Source organism: Streptomyces sp. NPDC104226 (assembly GCF_055584085.1).
Genome location: NZ_JBVJMS010000001.1, coordinates 1,182,630 through 1,200,188 on the forward strand (window position 1 = coordinate 1,182,630; position 17,559 = coordinate 1,200,188).

17 protein-coding genes are annotated in these 17,559 nt (G+C 74.5%); 10 read left to right on the top strand and 7 right to left on the bottom strand.

The annotated features are described in order from the left end of the window. Positions 1-82 precede the first annotated feature (82 nt). Positions 83-1,681 carry an APC family permease gene (locus ACZ60J_RS05210; RefSeq protein WP_469679030.1) on the bottom strand — a complete coding sequence of 533 codons (1,599 nt, stop codon included), beginning with the start codon at positions 1,679-1,681 and terminating at the stop codon, positions 83-85. A gap of 46 nt (positions 1,682-1,727) precedes the next feature. After that, on the bottom strand, positions 1,728-2,321 hold the full coding sequence (locus ACZ60J_RS05215) for a histidine phosphatase family protein (protein ID WP_469679031.1): 594 nt from the start codon (positions 2,319-2,321) through the stop codon (positions 1,728-1,730). A gap of 88 nt (positions 2,322-2,409) precedes the next feature. On the opposite strand from ACZ60J_RS05215, the gene ACZ60J_RS05220 reads away from it, so the two are divergent. Beyond that, positions 2,410-3,117, top strand: coding sequence for a YoaK family protein (locus ACZ60J_RS05220; protein ID WP_469679032.1), 708 nt, complete (start codon positions 2,410-2,412; stop codon positions 3,115-3,117). 76 nt (positions 3,118-3,193) lie between these two features. Continuing rightward, positions 3,194-3,781 (top strand): RNA polymerase sigma factor, encoded by a 588-nt coding sequence (locus ACZ60J_RS05225; protein WP_469679033.1) that lies wholly within the window; start codon positions 3,194-3,196, stop codon positions 3,779-3,781. Here ACZ60J_RS05225 and ACZ60J_RS05230 read toward each other — a convergent pair. From ACZ60J_RS05230 to ACZ60J_RS05245, 4 genes are all read right to left on the bottom strand, one after another. After that, positions 3,681-4,745, bottom strand: coding sequence for a MerR family transcriptional regulator (locus ACZ60J_RS05230; RefSeq protein ID WP_469679034.1), 1,065 nt, complete (start codon positions 4,743-4,745; stop codon positions 3,681-3,683). The genes ACZ60J_RS05225 and ACZ60J_RS05230 overlap by 101 nt on opposite strands. Positions 4,746-4,780: 35 nt before the next feature. Continuing rightward, entirely contained in the window at positions 4,781-6,160 is a 1,380-nt protein-coding gene (locus ACZ60J_RS05235) for a cryptochrome/photolyase family protein (RefSeq protein ID WP_469679035.1), read from the bottom strand. Positions 6,161-6,327: 167 nt separating this feature from the next. Beyond that, the gene (locus ACZ60J_RS05240; RefSeq protein WP_469679036.1) at positions 6,328-6,897 is read right to left on the bottom strand and encodes a putative immunity protein; all 570 of its coding nucleotides are present in this window, start codon (positions 6,895-6,897) and stop codon (positions 6,328-6,330) included. Positions 6,898-6,941: 44 nt separating this feature from the next. Further along, a complete protein-coding gene (locus ACZ60J_RS05245; protein WP_469679037.1) occupies positions 6,942-8,492 on the bottom strand; it encodes an SDR family oxidoreductase in 1,551 nt (516 codons plus the stop codon). Positions 8,493-8,667: 175 nt separating this feature from the next. Between ACZ60J_RS05245 and ACZ60J_RS05250 the strand changes: the two genes are divergently transcribed. The 8 genes from ACZ60J_RS05250 (at position 8,668) to ACZ60J_RS05285 (ending at position 16,640) form a co-directional block, all read left to right on the top strand. Continuing rightward, on the top strand, positions 8,668-9,975 hold the full coding sequence (locus ACZ60J_RS05250) for an NAD(P)/FAD-dependent oxidoreductase (protein WP_469679038.1): 1,308 nt from the start codon (positions 8,668-8,670) through the stop codon (positions 9,973-9,975). 5 nt (positions 9,976-9,980) lie between these two features. Continuing rightward, a complete protein-coding gene (locus ACZ60J_RS05255; protein ID WP_469679118.1) occupies positions 9,981-10,754 on the top strand; it encodes a DUF1365 domain-containing protein in 774 nt (257 codons plus the stop codon). Next, the gene (locus ACZ60J_RS05260; protein ID WP_469679039.1) at positions 10,751-11,983 is read left to right on the top strand and encodes a class I SAM-dependent methyltransferase; all 1,233 of its coding nucleotides are present in this window, start codon (positions 10,751-10,753) and stop codon (positions 11,981-11,983) included. The genes ACZ60J_RS05255 and ACZ60J_RS05260 overlap by 4 nt, the downstream gene beginning before the upstream one ends. Positions 11,984-12,039: 56 nt before the next feature. After that, entirely contained in the window at positions 12,040-12,786 is a 747-nt protein-coding gene (locus ACZ60J_RS05265) for a DUF1295 domain-containing protein (protein ID WP_469679119.1), read from the top strand. 37 nt (positions 12,787-12,823) lie between these two features. After that, positions 12,824-13,303 (top strand): Lrp/AsnC family transcriptional regulator, encoded by a 480-nt coding sequence (locus tag ACZ60J_RS05270; RefSeq protein ID WP_249764881.1) that lies wholly within the window; start codon positions 12,824-12,826, stop codon positions 13,301-13,303. 60 nt (positions 13,304-13,363) lie between these two features. Next, a complete protein-coding gene (locus ACZ60J_RS05275) occupies positions 13,364-14,041 on the top strand; it encodes an HAD family hydrolase (protein WP_469679040.1) in 678 nt (225 codons plus the stop codon). Between the two features lie 64 nt (positions 14,042-14,105). Then, positions 14,106-15,473 carry a cytochrome P450 gene (locus ACZ60J_RS05280; protein ID WP_469679041.1) on the top strand — a complete coding sequence of 456 codons (1,368 nt, stop codon included), beginning with the start codon at positions 14,106-14,108 and terminating at the stop codon, positions 15,471-15,473. Between the two features lie 60 nt (positions 15,474-15,533). Continuing rightward, a complete protein-coding gene (locus ACZ60J_RS05285; protein WP_469679042.1) occupies positions 15,534-16,640 on the top strand; it encodes an FAD-dependent oxidoreductase in 1,107 nt (368 codons plus the stop codon). A gap of 21 nt (positions 16,641-16,661) precedes the next feature. Here the strand turns inward: ACZ60J_RS05285 and mltG are convergent, their stop codons facing one another. After that, a complete protein-coding gene (gene mltG, locus ACZ60J_RS05290) occupies positions 16,662-17,501 on the bottom strand; it encodes an endolytic transglycosylase MltG (protein ID WP_469679043.1) in 840 nt (279 codons plus the stop codon). Positions 17,502-17,559 lie beyond the last annotated feature (58 nt).

Consider the following 17,559-nt stretch of genomic DNA (forward strand, 5'->3'; position numbering starts at 1 on the left):
CTCTCCGGCTTCCGCCCGGTGCTGCGGGGTGCTGCGGGACTACGGGGGCCTGCGGGACTACGGGGCTACGGGGCTGCGGCGCTCAGGGCTTCGGGGCTTGCGGGGTCCGGGGCTTCTTCGGGGCGTGGACCAGGGCCGGGTCGGCGACGCCGCGCCGCTCCTGCCAGAAGCGGCCGTCCCTGATCCGCCAGAAGCACATGACGAGGACGCCGACGACGGCGATGCCGATCCCGATGACCAGCGGCGGGCCGAGCCCGAACCAGGAGACGCCGCTCGCGGAGTTCTCCGGGTCGGACATGTCGTCGACCGACTGCACGAGCAGCCAGATCAGCAGTCCGGCGCCGACCACCGGGCCGAGGCCGATCAGCAGGAAGTTGTGCATGCTCTCCAGCAGGTGGCGGCGGTAGTAGACGGCGCAGGCCAGGCCGGTGAGCGCGTAGTAGAAGGAGATCAGCAGGGAGAGCGCGGTCAGCGAGTCCAGGAGGGCGTTCTCGCTGATCTGGTTGACGGCGAGGTACCAGGCGATGGCGATGCCGGCCACCCACCAGGTGCTCACGTCCGGGGTCCGGAACCGGGGGTGGATGTGCGTGAGCTTCGGCGGCAGCGCGTGCCGGCGGGCCATGGACAGGGCGGTGCGGGAGGCGGGGATGATCGTGGTCTGGGTGGAGGCGAGGGCGGAGGTGCAGACGGCGAGCAGGACCATCCAGTCCCAGCCGCCCATGACCTCGTGCGCGAGGACCGCGAAGACGGCCTCCTCCTCGCCGGCGTTCTCGGCGAGGAACTTCGTCCCGGCGTAGCCGACGACCGCGAAGCCGACGGAGAGGTACGTCACCAGCAGGACGACGGTGGACCAGATGCCGGCCTTGCCGGGTGCGGTGGCCGAGTTCTCGACCTCCTCGGTGAGGTTGACCGCCGACTCCCAGCCCCAGTAGATGAACACGCCGAGCAGCAGCCCGCCGGTGAGGGCGGCGCCGCCCGCACCGAAGGGGTTGAGCCATTCGAGCGCTGGTCTGGTGCCGTCGAGGCTGCTGGTGTCGGCGTAGACGCGGTAGAGGGCGACCACGGCGAAGACCAGCAGGAAGAAGACCTGGGCGAGGATCAGGACGTCCTGGAGCCGGGCCGACATCTCGGTGCCGATGACGCAGACCGCGGTCATGGCCAGGATCACGAGAACGGTCAGGGTCTGGCGCAGTGCCTCGTTCGCGGCCCAGCCGTCGAGTCCGGCGGCGAGCAGGCCGAAGTGGACGGCCACGTCGGCCAGCGAGCCGATGACCAGGACGCCGGTCATCGCGATGGCCCAGCCGCCGAGCCAGCCCGCCCAGGGGCCCATGGCGCGCGTCACCCACGAGAAGGTCGTCCCGCAGTCCTGGTCGACCTTGTTGAGGTAGTAGAAGGCGGCGGCGATCAGCAGCATCGGGACGAAGGAGGCCAGCATGACGCCGGGTGCGTAGATGCCGGCGAGCGCGACGATCGGTCCGATGACCGCGGCCAGGGAGTAGGCGGGCGAGGTCGAGTTCAGGCCGATGACGAGCGCGTCGAGGAAGCCGATCGCGTTGGCCTTGAGCCCCGGTTCCGCGGCGCCGGAGTCCCCGGCGGCGGGGTCCGTGACGGCCCTCGCTCCCGGTTCCGGCGCCGGTTCCGGGGGCTCAGGGGGCACGCCGTCCGAGCCATGGTGGGCCATGTACGCATCGTCACGCAGACGCGGCCCGCGCGCGAGGCGGGGGGCGTCAGGGGCGGGTGTTCCAGCCCGCGATCACGGGCAGGCCGTGCTCCGTGGACAGCACGCTGAAGGTGCCCGTACGGAGCAGGAAGAGGCGTCCCGCCTCGGGCGGCAGGCCGAGATAGCGGGCGGTCAGCACCCGCAGCAGGTGCGCGTGGGCCACCAGGACGACGTTGCCCCGGTCGGCGTGCAGCACCTCGGCCGCCCGGGCGAGCACCCGGTCCGCGCGGGCGCCGACCTGGGCGGCGTTCTCGCCGGGGTGGTCCTCGTCGCCGGGCGGCACCCCGTCGGTCCACAGGGACCAGTCGGGGCGCTCGCGCAGGATCTCGGGGGTGGTGACGCCCTCGTAGCCGCCGTAGTCCCACTCGTAGAGGTCAGGATCGGCGACCGCGCCGGTCAGCCCGGCGAGCTGTGCGGTGGCGGCGGCCCTGCGCAGCGGGCTGGTCAGGACCAGGGCGGGCTCGCGGTCGCGGAAGTACGGGAAGAGCGAGATCGCCTCCTCGACCCCGCGCGGGGCCAGCGGGACGTCCGTCCGCCCGGTGTGCCGTCCGGTCGCACTCCAGGCGGTCTCGCCGTGCCTCACCAGCAGAAGATCGCTCACCCTTCGGACCCTAGTCCCTGCGGCATGTCGGCGCCGGACGAGCGCGCCGGACCTGCCACTGTCGGGGCTCATGAGCCCGGGTTCCCGTGTGACGCGACCTCCGCTGACCCTCCTGCTGCTGGTGCTGACCGCGGCGACCGGGCTGACCGAGGCGGTCAGCCTGCTGGCGCTCGGGCCCGTCTTCACGGCCATGCAGACGGGCAACGTGCTGTTCCTGGCCTTCGGCGTGGCCCACGCCGGCCCGGTGCCCGCGCTGGCGCCCGCCGTCTCGCTGTGCGCGTTCGCCCTGGGGGCGGCGGGCGGGGCCCGGCTGGAGGCCTTCGTGGAGGACCGGGGCCGGCGCTGGTTCGTGGCCGGCCTGTCGGCCGAAGCGGTGCTGGTCCTGTCGGCCGCGGCCGCCGGATGGGGGGTGGCGCCCCGCTACGGAGCTCCAGACGTCCGACAGCTGCTGGTCTCGGCGGCCCTGTCGACGGCGATGGGGATCCGGAACGTGACGAGCCTGCGGGTGAACCTGGCCGGGGTGCCGACCACCCTGGTGACCCGCTCGCTGACCTCCTTCCTCGGCGGCTCGGTCATCGGACAGGACCGGGCCTTCGGGTACGGGACCGCGGCCTGGGTGCGGCGGGGCTCGTCGGTCGGCGCGATGTTCGCGGGCGGGCTGGCCGGGGCGCTGCTCGTCCGCACCGGCTGGTCGGTGGGGTGGCTGCTGCTGCCGGCCGCCGTACTGGTCCTGGCGGTGGCGCTGGTGTACCTGACCCAGCCGCTGATGCACCCCGGCGGGGAGGCATCGGTCTGACCGGCCTGCCTCACCGAAAAGCGATGCGGAAACGGTGCAAGTTGGTTGCGGATGCCGTTCTCGCGAGGCTCGGGGCATGGACAACCAGGACGACACGCGGCTGGCGGCGGGGTTCACGGCGGGCGACGAGCAGTGCGTGGCCGTGGTCTACCGGCGCTGGCGGCCGCTGGTGCACGGGCTCGCCGTGCGCTCGCTCGGCGACGAGCGGGAGGCCGAGGACGTGACCCAGCAGGTCTTCCTCGCCGCGTGGCGGGGCCGCGGCGGATACCGGCCCGGGCCGGGCGGCCTCGGAGCCTGGCTGACCGGCATCACCCGGCACAAGGTGGCCGACGCCCTGGAGGCCCGTACCCGGCGGGCCCGGGTGGTCCGGGCCGCCGCGTGCGTCTGCGCGCAGGCCCGTCCGGAGCCGGAGCCGGGACCGGAGCGGGCCGTGGAACGGGTGCTGCTGCTCGGTGAGCTGGCCCGGCTGCCCTCGACGCAGCAGCGGGTACTGCGGCTCGCCTTCTACGCGGACCTGACCCAGTCGCAGATCGCGGACCGCACCGGGCTCCCGCTGGGCACCGTCAAGAGCCACATGCGGCGGGCGCTGCATGTCCTGCGGCAGTCCCTCGCGCCGTCCCTGGAACGCTCCCTCGAACCCCGGATGCCACAACCGACTCGATGACGGCCAGCCCCGAGCGCAGCCCGAACAGCCGCTCGGCGCGGACGGGCGGGGCCGTGGCCGCGGCGCCCCAGCCGGGTCCGGCGAGCAGCAGCGCCGAGTGGCCGCGGGCACCGCGCGGGCCCCATTCGATGGCCGCCACCGACCGGGCGAGCGAGGCGTCCGCGGTCGTACGGGACTGCGCCCACAGGACGACGGCCCGCGGACCCGTCCGCCGGACGGCCTCGCACAGGGCGTCCGCCGGCAGGGCCGCCCCGAACATCCGCACCGGCAGGGCACGTTCGCCCAGGGCGGCGGCCAACGCCTCCATCGGCAGGCTGTGTTGCTCCCCCGGTGTGCAGGCCAGCAGCACGGGCGGGGCTGGGAGCCGCTCCGGGGCGGGCCGGATCCGGTGCAGGGCCGCGGAGACGTACCAGGACAGGAGGTGCTCGACCTCGACGTAACGCTCCCCCGCCGTGGCCCACTTGCGGCCCACGGCGTGCAGCGTCGGCGCGATGACCTCCTCCCAGGCCGTGACCGGGCCCAGATCCGCGAGCACGGCCGCCAGCAGGTCCTCCACGGCCGGCGCGTCCAGGCGTACGGCGGCCCGCGCGAGCCCCCTGCACTCCGGGCGGACGTCCCCGAGGCGGAGCGCGCGGGGCCCTCCGGGAGTCGGGGCGGCGAGATCGACGGGATCGGCGGGATCGGCGGCGGCCGGCTCCTCCGCGGTGACTCCCCTGGCCACCCGGGCGGCTTCGGACGGGGGTGCGCCCTGGGCGGTGAGGCGGCACATCAGTTCCAGCCGGGCGATGTCCTCGGGGGTCCAGCGCCGGTGCCGGCCCGCTTCGCGGCGGCCCGGGCCGATGGCGTAGCGGCGCTCCCAGGAGCGCAGCGTGGTCGGGGAGACGCCGAGGCGCCGGGCGACGGCCCCGGTGCCGAGGGCGACGGGCGGGGGCTGCAGCCGGGTCTGCGGGGGTTCGGGCTCCACCGTTCCACCGTACGGCGCGAGCGCCGGGCGGGGGGTCACGGGGAGTCCGGCCCCGCCCTGCGGCCGGCGCGGAAGCGGTCGAGGCCGTCGGCGAGGGCGACCAGCGGGTCGGGGTAGTCGTAGCCCGCCCGTTCCAGGCCGCGGAGCCGCCAGGGCTCGTGCACGCGCGGCGCGGGGAGGCCGGCCAGCTCGGGGACCCAGCGGTGGACGTAGCCGCCGTCGGGGTCGTACCGCAGGCCCTGGCGGACCGGGTTGAGGACCCGGTTGGGGCGGGTGTCGGTGCCGGTGCCCGCCACCCACTGCCAGTTGAGCTGGTTGTTGGCGAGGTCTCCGTCGACGAGGAGGTCCATGAAGTGGCGGGCTCCGACGCGCCAGTCCACGTACAGGGTCTTGGTGAGGAAGCTCGCGACCAGCAGCCGGGCGCGGTTGTGCATCCAGCCCTCGTGGGCCAGTTGGCGCATGGCCGCGTCCACGACCGGATAGCCGGTGCGGCCCTCCTTCCAGGCCAGGGTCTCCTCCTCGGCGGCGGGGCCGGTGCGCCAGAGGTCGCCGCGGTCGCGGTAGTCCGCGGCGGCGGCCGCGGGCCGGGCCGCGAGCACCTGGTGGTGGAAGTCGCGCCAGCACAACTGCCGTACGAAGGCCTCCGCGCCGGGGCCGCCGGCGGCGCGGGCGCGGTGCACGGCCTCGGTGGGCGAGAGCGTGCCGAAGTGCAGGTGCGGGGAGAGCCGGGAGGTGGCGTCGCCGGCCAGGTCGTCGTGGGTCTCGTGGTAGCGGTCGATGCCGGAACGCAGCCACCGGGCCAGCAGCCGGCGCGCCTCGGACTCCCCGCCGGGGGCGAGGCCCGGGGAGGTACCGGTGACGGCGGCGCGCTCGGGCAGGGGCTCGGAGCGGATCGCGTCGGGCACCGGGACGGCGCGGGGCGCGGGAGCGGCGGCCCGCAGCGGGTGCTCCGACCAGCGGCGGTGGTACGGGGTGAAGACGGCGAAGTGGTCCGACCCGGCCCCGCTGGGAGTGACGGCCCCCGGGGCGACCGCGGTGATCACGGCATCGTGGACGTGGAACCGCCTGCCCTCCGCTTCGAGGGCCTCCCGCAGCCGCTCCTCGCGGGCATGGGCGTAGGCACTGACTCCGGCCGCCATGTGCACCTCGTCGGCATCGGCCTCCCGCACGAGGGCCATGGTCGCGGCGACCGGGTCGCCGGACCGTACGACGAGGCGGCCGCCGCGGGAGCGCAGTCCGGCGTCGAGCGCGGCGAGACTGTCGGCGAGGAAGGCGAGCCGGTTGGGCGGGGCGGCGACGGACGGGTCGCGCACGAAGAGCGGCACGACCTGCTCCGATGAGGACAGGGCGGCCCGCAGCGGCGGATGGTCGTGCAGCCGCAGGTCGGAGGTGTAGAGGACCACCGCGACGTTCATGGGGTTCGCTCCGCGTGAGGGGGGTGGGGTACGGGCTGTCGTGGGGTACTTCAGCGCCTGCCCCCTCCCCGGATGCGGTGGCGCCACCGCTCGGTGCCCGGGGTGTCCGGCACGGGCGCCCCGGGGTGTCCGGAGCGGTGCCCGCGCGGCGTCCACCCGCAGGGCGTCTACCGCGGGGGGTTCCCGGGGGTTCCCCTCGGCTCGGGCCGGCGCAGGGACGCGTCCAGGACGGTCATGAGCTGCGCGGTACGGCTCGGGCCGACCGGGGCCGGAGGATATCTGCGCAGGACGTCGACCAGGACGGGAGCGGCGCGCCGGCGGGCCTCCTCGATCAGCCGGAGCCCGACGGCGGGATCGTCGTCCGCGTTCAGCTCGCCGATGCGTGCCGCGCTCGCGGCGGCCCTCAGGATGTGTCCCACCTGGGTGGCCTTCGCGATCGGGTGGAGGTAGGCAGCCGCCGCGGCGTCCCCCGCGGCACGCGCGGCGAGCCGGGCGGCCTCCGTGCCCGCCTCCCTGGCCGCCCGGTGGGCGTCGGTGGAGGCAGTGCGCTGGAGGTTGGTCCTCCTGGCACCGCTCACGAAGGCCGCCGCGGCCTCGACGGCCGCACGGGGCCGGCGATCGCCGGGCACGGCTTCCTCGAAGACGTGCAGGACCTCCTCGGCGCTCTCCAGCGCGTAGCGCGCGACGACGCGCAGTTCGTCCATGGTCAGTTCGAAGTCTCCGGGTCCGGTCGTCACGGGCCCGAGTCTCCCATCGCCCCGGACCGCCCATCGAGCGGTCGTCACCTGCGGTCCGGGGAGGGACCCGGCGTGCCGCTTTGACGGTCCTGTGCCGCACCCGTGTCGCCGTCGCCCGCCCGCTCCGCCGCGCGGGCGATGTTGCGTGCCATGCCGCCGAAGACGACGGCGTGGAACGGTGACACGCTCCACCAGTACAGGTGGCCGAGCAGGCCGTGCGGATGGAACAGCGCCCGCTGGCGGTAGCGGGACCCGGTCTCCCCCGGGGACGGCGGATCGGCGTGCAGTTCCAGCCACGCCAGCCCCGGCAGCCGCATTTCGGCGCGCAGCCGCAGCAGCCGGCCCGGTTCGATCGCCTCCACCCGCCAGAAGTCCAGGGAGTCCCCCACCCGCAGCCGCGCGGCGTCCCGGCGGCCGCGCCGGATGCCGACTCCGCCGACGAGCCGGTCCAGCCAGCCCCGTACGGCCCAGGCGAGCGGGAAGGAGTACCAGCCGTTCTCCCCGCCGATGCCCTCCACCACCCGCCACAGCGCCGCGGCAGGTGCCGCGACGGCCAGCTGCCGGCGGTCGGTGTAGAGGCTGCCGCCGGCCCAGTCGGGGTCGGTGGGCAGCGGGTCGCTCGGCGCGCCCGGGACGGCGGCGGAGGACCAGCGGGTGGTCACCCGGGCCTCGCGGATCCGCCGGAGGGCCAGGGCGAGGGCCTCGTCGAAGCCGATGGGCGCGCCCGGCGGGTCCGGGACGTGGCCGGCGATGTCGTGCTCCGCGCAGACCACCTCGTGCCGCAGGGATTCGGCGAGCGGCCGGGCCAGCGCCCTCGGCACGGGGGTGACCAGGCCGATCCAGTGGCTGGACAGCCTCGGGGTGAGCATCGGGACCCGCAGGATGAGGCGGGTGGGCAGCTGCGCCACGACGGCGTAGCGGCGCATCATCTCCTCGTACGTCAGCACGTCGGGCCCGCCGATGTCGAAGGCCCGGTTCACCTCGGGCGCCATGCCCGCGCTGCCGACGAGGTAGCGGAGCACGTCGCGGACGGCGATGGGCTGGCAGCGGGTGCCGACCCAGCTGGGGGTGACCATGACGGGCAGCCGTTCGGTCAGGTAGCGCAGCATCTCGAAGGAGGCGGACCCGGAGCCGATGACGACGGCGGCGCGCAGCACGGTCGCCGGGACGGCTCCGGCGAGGAAGACCTCGCCGACCTCGGCGCGGGAGCGCAGGTGCGGTGAGAGGCTCCGGACGGGGAGGTCCGTGGGGGTGAGGCCGCCGAGGTAGACGATGCGGCGGACCCCGGCGGCGCGGGCCTCGTCCGCGAAGGCCCGGGCGGCGTCCCGGTCGCGCTGCTCGAAGTCGGATCCGGTGCCGAGGGAGTGCACGAGGTAGTAGGCGACGTCGATGCCGGTCATCGCCCCCGCGAGGGACGAGGGGTCGGTGACGTCTCCGCGGACGGTCTCGACGTCCCCGGCCCAGGGGTGGTCGCGCAGTTTCTCCGGGGTGCGGGCCAGACAGCGGACCCGGTGCCCGGCGTCCAGGAGTTCGGGGACGAGGCGTCCGCCGATGTATCCGCTGGCCCCGGTGACCAGGCAGTTCTTGCCCGTCATGGCTGTCTCCGCTCTGTGCGCGCTGCTCTTCGGTACCTCCGCCCTCCCCTTCCGATTCCCCGCGGCGCGCCGGATCGGATGCGGGATTCCCCCGAACGGCACATCCAAGACCCCCCTCCGCTCCGAAGAAGGGGTGCCGGGATGGCCCGGTGACGGGGGGACGAGGAGGAACACGATGACCGAGCGAGGGGCGCCGCGCCCGCGGACGGCCGTGATCGGCGGGGGCGTGTCGGGGCTGACGGCGGCGTACGTCCTCGCGCGCTCGCACGAGGTGACCCTGTACGAGGCGGACGACCGGCTGGGCGGGCACGCGCACACCCACGAGCTGAAGGGGCCGGACGGGGTGGTGCGCGCGGTGGATTCGGGGTTCATCGTCCACAACGACCGCACCTACCCGCATCTGCTGCGGCTCTTCGGCGAGTTGGGGGTGGCCACCCGGCCGACGACGATGAGCCTGTCGGTCCGCTGCGAGGGGTGCGGTCTGGAGTACGCGGGTGCGCGCGGGCCGCGCGGGCTCTTCGCCGGGCGCCGGTCCGCCGCGAACCCGCAGTACCTGCGGATGCTGGCCCGGATCCCGGCGTTCCACCGGCGGGCCAGGAGCCTGCTGGCCGCCCCGTCCGCGGCCACGACCTCCGGCACCGGCACCGGCACCGGCGAGATCACCCTGGCCGAGTTCCTGGAGCGGGGCCGCTTCGGGGCCTACTTCACCGCGCACTTCGCGATCCCGCTGGTCGCCTCCGTGTGGTCCTGCCCTCCGGACACGGCGCTGGGGTACCCGGCCCGGTACCTGTTCCGGTTCCTGGAGCACCACGGCCTGCTGTCGGTGGGCGGCTCGCCGCGCTGGCGTACGGTCGAGGGCGGCTCGGCGCGCTACGTGGAGCGGGTCCGCGAACGGCTGGACGCCGTGTACCTGGCCGCGCCGGTACGGGCGCTCGCGCGCACCGGGCAGGGCGTGTCGGTCACCACCGCCGGCGGGGCCACCGAGCACTACGACGCGGCGGTCGTCGCCGTCCACGCCGATCAGGCGCTGCGGCTGCTGGCCGATCCGACGGACGCGGAACGCGCCGCGCTCGGCGCCTTCCGCTACTCCCGCAACCGGACCGTGCTGCACACCGACACCTCGGTGCTGCCGCGCACGCCCGGCGCCCGGGGCTGCTGGAACTACCGGCTGTCGGGGTGCCGTCCGGCCGATGCGCACGTACGGGTCAGCTACGACATGAACCGGCTCCAGGGGCTGGACGGTCCCGAGCCGTACATGGTCACGCTGAACGCCGGCGACGCGGTGCGGCCGGAGTCGGTGCTGGCCGAGATGGAGTACGAACACCCCGTCTACACCACGGAGTCGGTGGCGGCCCAGCGGCTCCTGCCGGCCCTGTCGGGGCCGGTGACGGCCTTCGCCGGCGCCTATCACGGGTGGGGGTTCCACGAGGACGGCTGCCGCTCGGGCGTGGAGGCCGCCGCCGCGCTGGGGGTGACGTGGTGAGCCCCCTGCGGAGCGGGGACGGCCCGGCGGAGCCACGTCTCTACGCGGCCGACGTCCGGCACGTCCGGTCGGGCGGGAGCAGCTACCGGCTCCGGCACCGCACGTACCTGTGGCTGGTGGACCTCGACCGGCTGCCCCGCCTCCCGCGGGCGCTCCGGCCGCTCGCCCGGTTCGAGGCCCGTGACCACTTCGGCGGTGGCGCCCCCTCGATCCGGGCCGGGCTGGACGCGTTCCTCGCGGCGCACGGCGCCGGACTCCCGGCGGGTTCGCGGGTGTCGATGCTGGCGCACGCCCGGGTGTTCGGCCACGTCTTCAACCCGCTGACCGTGTACTGGTGCCACGGACCGGACGGCGCCCTGCGGCAGGTGGTCGCCGAGGTGCACAACACGTACGGCGAACGGCACTGCTACCTCCTCCCTCCGGAAACGGCCCGGAGCGGCCCGCGCGGACCCGAAGACACCGCCGTCCCCAAGGAGTTCTACGTCTCCCCCTTCCTCCGGGTGGAAGGGGACTACCGCATGCGGCTGCCCGAGCCGGACGACCGCCTCGCGCTGACCGTCCGGCTGGCCGGCGGTACCGACGGCGCCCGCCTGACCGCGACCGTCCTCGGCACCCGCCGCCCGGCCGGCGCCCGGGGACTGCTGCGCGCGGCGCTGCGCCGTCCCTGGTCCACCGCCGCCGTCAGCCTCGGCATCCGCTACCACGGCGTCCGGCTGTGGCTGCGCGGGCTGCCGGTCCGCCCGCGACCCCGACACGTACCCCAGGAGGGCATGAAGTGAGCACGTCGACCACCACCACCGCCGGCGCCCCGGCCGTACCGCAGTGCTCCCGGGCCAGGGCCGCCGTCGGGCGGCTGCTGATCCGCCGGGCCCTGGACCGGCTGCCGCTCCAGGTCCGGATGGGTCCCGACGGGACCCTGGGGCGGGGCGGCCCCGCGATGGCGGTGTACGACCCGGACGCCTTCGAACGCCGGATCGCGGCCGAGGGGCTCATCGGCTTCGGCGAGTCGTACCTGGCCGGGGAGTGGGACGCGCGCGACCCGGTCGCCGTGCTGACCGTACTGGCGGGGCACGTGACGGGGCTGGTCCCGGCCCCGCTCCAGCGGCTGCGCGGCCTGTGGGCCTCCCGCCACCCGGCCTCCGAACGCAACACCCCGGACGGTTCGCGGACGAACATCCAGCGCCACTACGACCTGTCCAACGAGCTCTTCGCCGAGTTCCTCGACCCGACGATGACCTACTCCTCGGCGGTCTTCCACACCCTGCCCGCCGGCCGGGAGGAACTCGCCGAGGCCCAGCACCGCAAGATCGACATGCTGCTGGACCTGGCGGAGGCCGGTCCCGGCACCCGGCTGCTGGAGATCGGCACGGGCTGGGGCGAGCTCGCCGTCCGGGCGGCCCGGCGCGGTGCGCACGTGGTCACCCTGACCCTGTCGCGGGAGCAGCGGGAGCTGGCCCTGCGCCGGATCGCGGCCGCCGGGCTGTCCGACCGCGTCGAGGTGCGGCTGTGCGACTACCGGGAGGCCGAGGGGAGTTACGACGCCATCGTGAGCGTCGAGATGATCGAGGCGGTCGGCGCCGAGTACTGGCCGGTGTACTTCGCCACGCTGGACCGGCTGCTGGCCCCCGGCGGGCGGGTCGCGCTCCAGGCGATCACCATGCCGCACGAGCGCATGCTCGCCACCAGGGACACGTACACCTGGATCCACAAGTACATCTTCCCCGGCGGCATGCTGCCGTCGGTGCGGGTGGTGGAGGAGATGGCGCGCTCGCACACCGGGCTGCGCGTGATCCGCTCCGAGGCCTACGGGGCCCACTACGCGCAGACGCTGCGGCTGTGGCGGGAGCGCTTCGCCGAGCGGGCCGACCGGGTGGCGGAGCTCGGCTTCGACGCGGCGTTCCAGCGGATGTGGACCTTCTACCTGGCCTACTGCGAGGCGGGGTTCGCCTCGGGCTACCTGAACGTGCACCAGTTCCTCCTGACGGCCGAGGGCGGTGGTACCCGGTGAACTGGGGGGCCTTCGGGCTCAACCTGGCCGTCTCGGCGGGGGCGGCCCTCGCCGTCATGCTGGCCGCCTTCGCCGTCGGGGTCCGCCTGGACAGGCACCGCGGGGTGGACGTGGCCTGGGGCCTGGCCTTCGTCGCCGTCGCGGTGGCCACGTACGCGCTGTCGGGCGGCCGACACCCGCTGCCGGCGGTCCTGGCGGTCGTGTGGGGCCTGCGGCTGTCCGGGCACATCGCGTGGCGGGGCCGGGGGCACGGCGAGGACCCGCGCTACGAGCGGATGCTCGCCAAGGCTCCGGGCAGCCGGAACGCGTACGCGCTGCGCATGGTCTACCTGCTCCAGGCGGGCCTGGTCTGGCTGGTCTCGCTGCCCGTGCAGGCGGCGGCGTACGCCACCGGGCGTCCCGGGGCCCTGGCCGTGGCGGGCGCGTTGCTGTGGCTGTGCGGGCTGCTCTTCGAGGCGGTCGGCGACCACCAGCTGGCCCGGTTCAAGGCCGATCCCGCGAACCGGGGACGGATCATGGACCGGGGCCTGTGGTCCTGGACCCGGCACCCGAACTACTTCGGCGACTTCTGCGTGTGGTGGGGGCTGTCCCTGGCCGCCTGGACCTCGGGCGGAGCGGTGGCGGTGTCGGTTGTCTCCCCGCTCGTGATGTCGTACCTGCTGATCGGCGGCAGCGGGAAACGGCTGCTGGAGCGGCACATGGCGGAGCGCCCCGGCTACGCCGCGTACCGGGCGCGGACCAGCGGATTCCTGCCCCTGCCGCCCGGGCGGGCCCGGCGCCACCGCAGGTCACAGGGGGTTTGATCCGGGACGCACGAGGTCGCGTTGGTACAGTCGCGGCATGGCGGTGGACGAGCTCGACACACGGATCCTGCGCCTGCTGATCGAGCAGCCGCGCACCAGCGTCCGGGAGTACGCCCGGATCCTCGGCGTCGCGCGCGGCACCCTCCAGGCCCGGCTCGACCGGCTGGAGCGCACCGGGGTGATCACCGGAACCGGCCCCGTGCTCTCCCCCGCCGCGCTCGGGCATCCCGTCCTGGCCTTCGTGCACATCGAGGTCACGCAGGGGCACCTGGACGAGGTCGGCGATGCGCTGGCCTCCGTACCGGAGATCATCGAGGCCTTCTCCATCACCGGCGGCGGGGACCTGCTGACCCGGGTGGCCGCCCGGGACAACGCGCATCTGGAGGACGTCATCCAGCGGCTGATCCGGCTGCCCGGCGTGGTGCGCACGCGGACCGAGGTCGCGCTGCGCGAGCGGGTGGCGCACCGGCTCCTCCCCCTGGTCGAGTCCGTGGGACGAGCGGCGCGGAAACCCTAGAAATCCTGACAAGATGGTCGGGACAGAACAAGACAGGCACCGGCAGGACGGGCACAACGGATGATCTCCGTCATATTCGATCTCGACGGCACCCTCGTGGACAGCGAGCCGAACTACTACGAGTCCGGGCGGCGCACCCTGGAGCGCCACGGGGTCCCCGATTTCACCTGGGAGCAGCACTCCCGGTACATCGGCATCGGCACCCTGGAAACCCTGGAGATCCTCCGGGAGGCGTACGGGATCGCGGCACCGGTGGAGCAGCTGCTCGCCGAGCAGAACGCCGCCTACCTGGAGCTCGCCCGGACGCACACCGAGGCCTACCCCGAGATGAGCGCCTTCGTGCGGCGGCTGCACTCCGAGGGGGTCCCGATGGCGGTGGCCTCGGGCTCCTCGCGCGAGGCGATCGACGCGGTCCTGTCGGGCACCGGGCTGGACGCACTGCTGACCACCGTGGTCTCCGCCGAGGAGGTCGCCCAGGGCAAGCCCGCCCCGGACGTGTTCCTGGAGGCAGCGCGCAGGCTGGGCGCGGACCCGGCCGACTGCGTGGTCGTCGAGGACGCGGCGCCGGGCGCCCTGGCCGCGCACGCGGCGGGCATGCGGTGCGTGGCGGTCCCGTACGTGGCGGCCACCGCCGACGACCCGGCCTTCGCCGCGGCCGGGCTGCTCTTCCCCTCCGGGCAGACGGAGTTCAGCGCGGAGAGCGCCTACAGCTGGCTCACCGCGGCACAGGCGGCCTGAGCCGTCGGACGCCGGGGTCCGTCGCGCTCTGGCGCCCTGGGGGCGGCGCTGTCACCATGCCGGGGTGACCGCCACCCTGACGCCCCCGGGCTCCGAGCGCGGACCGCGCCGCTGGCCCCTGGTGGGGAACCTGCCCGCCTTCGCCCGCGATCCGCTGGCCTTCTTCGAGTCGCTGCGAGACGAGTACGGGGACTGGGTGCCCTGGGCACTCGGCCCGCAGCGCAATGTCCTGGTCTCCCAGCCGGAGCACGCCGGTGAGCTGCTCGGCGCCGTGGAGTCCACCTTCAAGCCGACCGAACTGGGCTGGGCCTTCCGGCAGTTGCTGGGCAACGGGGTGGTCGTGGCCACCGGCGAGGACTGGCGGCGCAAGCGGGCACTGGTCCAGCCCTCGGTGCGGCCGCGCCAAGTGCGCGCGTACGCCGCCACGATGGTGGAGTGCGCCGACGCGCTGGTCTCCGGCTGGAGCGACGGCGCGCAGATCGACGTGCACCGGGAGATGGCCGGACTCACCCAACGCATCGCGGTGCGGACCCTGTTCGGGAGCGATGCCGCGGGCCGGGAGGCACCCATCAGTGCGGCCATGGCCACGGCGCAGCGCGAGCTGGGCGCCGAGTTCCGGGGTGTGACGATGTTCCTGCCGCCCTGGGTGCAGACTCCGGGGCGGCGCCGGATGCGCGCCGCCGTGGACGTCCTCGACCGCGAGATCGAGCACGTCATACGGGAGCACGAGGCGGCCTCGGCGGCCGGCGAGGAGCGGGACGACCTCCTCAGCAGGCTCCTCTCCGCCCGTGACGAGGACGGCGGGCCGCTGTCGCGCACGGAGCTGCGGGACGAGTCGATCACCCTGTACATCGGCGGCCACGAGACCACGTCGACCACCTTGACCTGGGCCTGGCAGCTGCTCTCGGGGGCGCCGGAGGCCCGCGAACGGCTGACGGAGGAGCTGGACCGGGTGCTCGGCGGCCGGCTGCCGACGTACGAGGACTACGCGCGGCTGCCCTGGACCCAGCAGGTGGTCAAGGAAGCGCTGCGGATCTACCCGCCGATCTGGCTGATCTCGGCGGTGGCCGGGGAAGGCGCCACGCTCGGCGGCCGCCCGATCCCGGCCGGCCTGTCGGTGTGGATCAGCCCGTGGTCGATGCACCGGGACGAGCGGTGGTTCCCGGAGCCGGAGGCCTTCCGCCCCGAGCGCTGGTCCGCCGATGCGGGCGCCGCCCAGCAGATCCCGGAGCACGCCTGGTTCCCCTTCGGCGGCGGCCCGCGCGCCTGCCTGGGCGCCCGCTTCGCCCTGGTCGAGGCCGCCCTGGTGCTGGCCGTCGTGGCCCAGCGCTTCCACCTGGACAGCGGCCCGGCCCGCGCGAGGGTCCTCCCGGGGCTCACCCTCCAGCCCCGGGACCCGGTCCTGGCCACGCTCCGCGCGCACCGCTCCTGACGGCGGTGGCGGGGGCCGGGATCCGGGAAGATCTCGGCCCCGCCGCCAGTTGGTAGAACCGTGAACGATTTCGCGGTGCAGGACGTGAGTGCGGACGTGGACGTCGACGTGGATGCTGACGTGGACGTGGTCGTCGTGGGCGCGGGACAGGCGGGACTGTCCAGCGCCTACCACCTGGCGCGGGCGGGCATCCGCCACGTGGTCCTGGACCACGCACCGCGCCCGGGCGGCGCCTGGCAGTTCCGCTGGCCCTCGCTCACGTACGGCAAGGTCCACGGCATGCACGCCCTGCCCGGGATGGAACTGACCGGCGCCGATCCGCTGCGGCCCTCCTCCGAGGTGATCGCCGAGTACTTCGCCGCCTACGAGGAACGCTTCGGCCTGCACGTGCGCCGCCCCGTGGACGTCACGGCCGTACGCGACGGGGCGGACCGCCGGCTGCTGGTGGAGTCCGGATCCGGGACCTGGTCGGCGCGGGCCCTGATCAACGCCACCGGGACCTGGGACCGGCCGTTCTGGCCGCGCTACCCGGGACAGGAGCTCTTCCGGGGCCGCCAGCTGCACACCGCGAACTACCCCGGGCCGGACGAGTTCACCGGGGCCCGGGTCGTCGTCGTGGGAGGCGGCACCTCGGCGGTGCAGCACCTGCTGGAGATCGCCGAGGTGGCGGCGGAGACCACCTGGGTCACCCGGCGGCCCCCGGTGTTCCGCGACGGGAAGTTCGGCGAGGAGCAGGGCCGAGCGGCGGTGGCCCTGGTGGAGGAACGGGTACGACAGGGGCTGCCGCCCCGGAGCGTGGTCAGCGTCACCGGGCTGCCCCTGAACGAGGCGGTCCGGGGCGGGCTGGAATCGGGCGTCCTGGACCGCCGGCCGATGTTCGACCACCTCACGAGGACGGGGGCCGCCTGGCCGGACGGCAGCCGCGTGGAGGCGGACGTGATCCTGTGGGCCACCGGCTTCCGCCCCGCCATCGACCACCTGGCTCCGCTACGCCTGCGCGAGCCGGGCGGCGGCATCCGCCTCGACGGCACCCGCGCGGTCCGCGACGAGCGGATCCACCTGGTCGGCTACGGCCCGTCGGCGTCGACCATCGGCGCCAACCGCGCCGGCGGCGCCGCAGTCCGCGAAATCCACCGCCTCCTCACCCGCACCGGGGCCGTGGCCTGATTCCTTGCGGCGGAGGCGGGCTCAGGTCGCGCGTGACGCCGCGCGGAGGCGGTTGAACTCGGCCACGTGGCGCTTGTGTTCCTCGTACGTCGACGAGAAGCGGGTGTCGCCCTGTTTCACGGTGACGAAGAAGAGCCAGTCACCGGGTGTCGGGGCCACTGCGGCCGCCATGGCCTGCAGGCCGGGGCTGTCGATCGGGGTGGGCGGCAGGCCCTGGCGTTCGTACGTGTTGAAGGGGCTGTCGATCTTCGTCTCGCTCAGCTTGGTGTCCACCGTGGAACGGTTCAGCGCGTAGTTGATGGTGGAGTCCATCTGGAGCGGCATCGATTTCGCCAGCCGGTTGTGCACCACCCGGGCGACCTTGCCCATGTCTCCGCGGGTCTCGGCCTCCGCCTCGATGATGCTCGCGAGGGTGGCCGTCTGGTACGGGGTCATCCCGTGGGCCTTGCCGCCGTCCGCCACGGACTTGGTGGCGAGGCTCTTGTTGGCCGTCTCGACCATGTAGGTGATCAGCGAGGCCGGGGTGGACTGCGAGGTCACCGGATAGGTGGCCGGGAAGAGGTACCCCTCCGGGTTGCCCTTCGCCTCGGCGGGCAGGGGCAGCGCGATCGTGGCGACCGCGGCCTTGGCGGAACCGGCCGGGAGCTTCAGTTCGCGGTCGATGGCGGCGTAGACCTGTGCGGCCCGCCAGCCCTCGGGGATCAGCAGCAGGCGCGGCTTCTCGGGAGCCCGTTCCCCGGGAAGCAGGGGGATCAGGAGGGCTGCCCCGAGTCCCAGGACGGTTCCGAGGAAGAGCGCCAGCCTGCCCCGGCGGGTGAGCCGGGAACGGCGCGGTGACGGCGGCCGGTTCTCATGAGGCATGCGGGCACGCTAACCCGCGAACCGCCGGATTCCCGGCATCCCACCCGTGTGCCGGTCA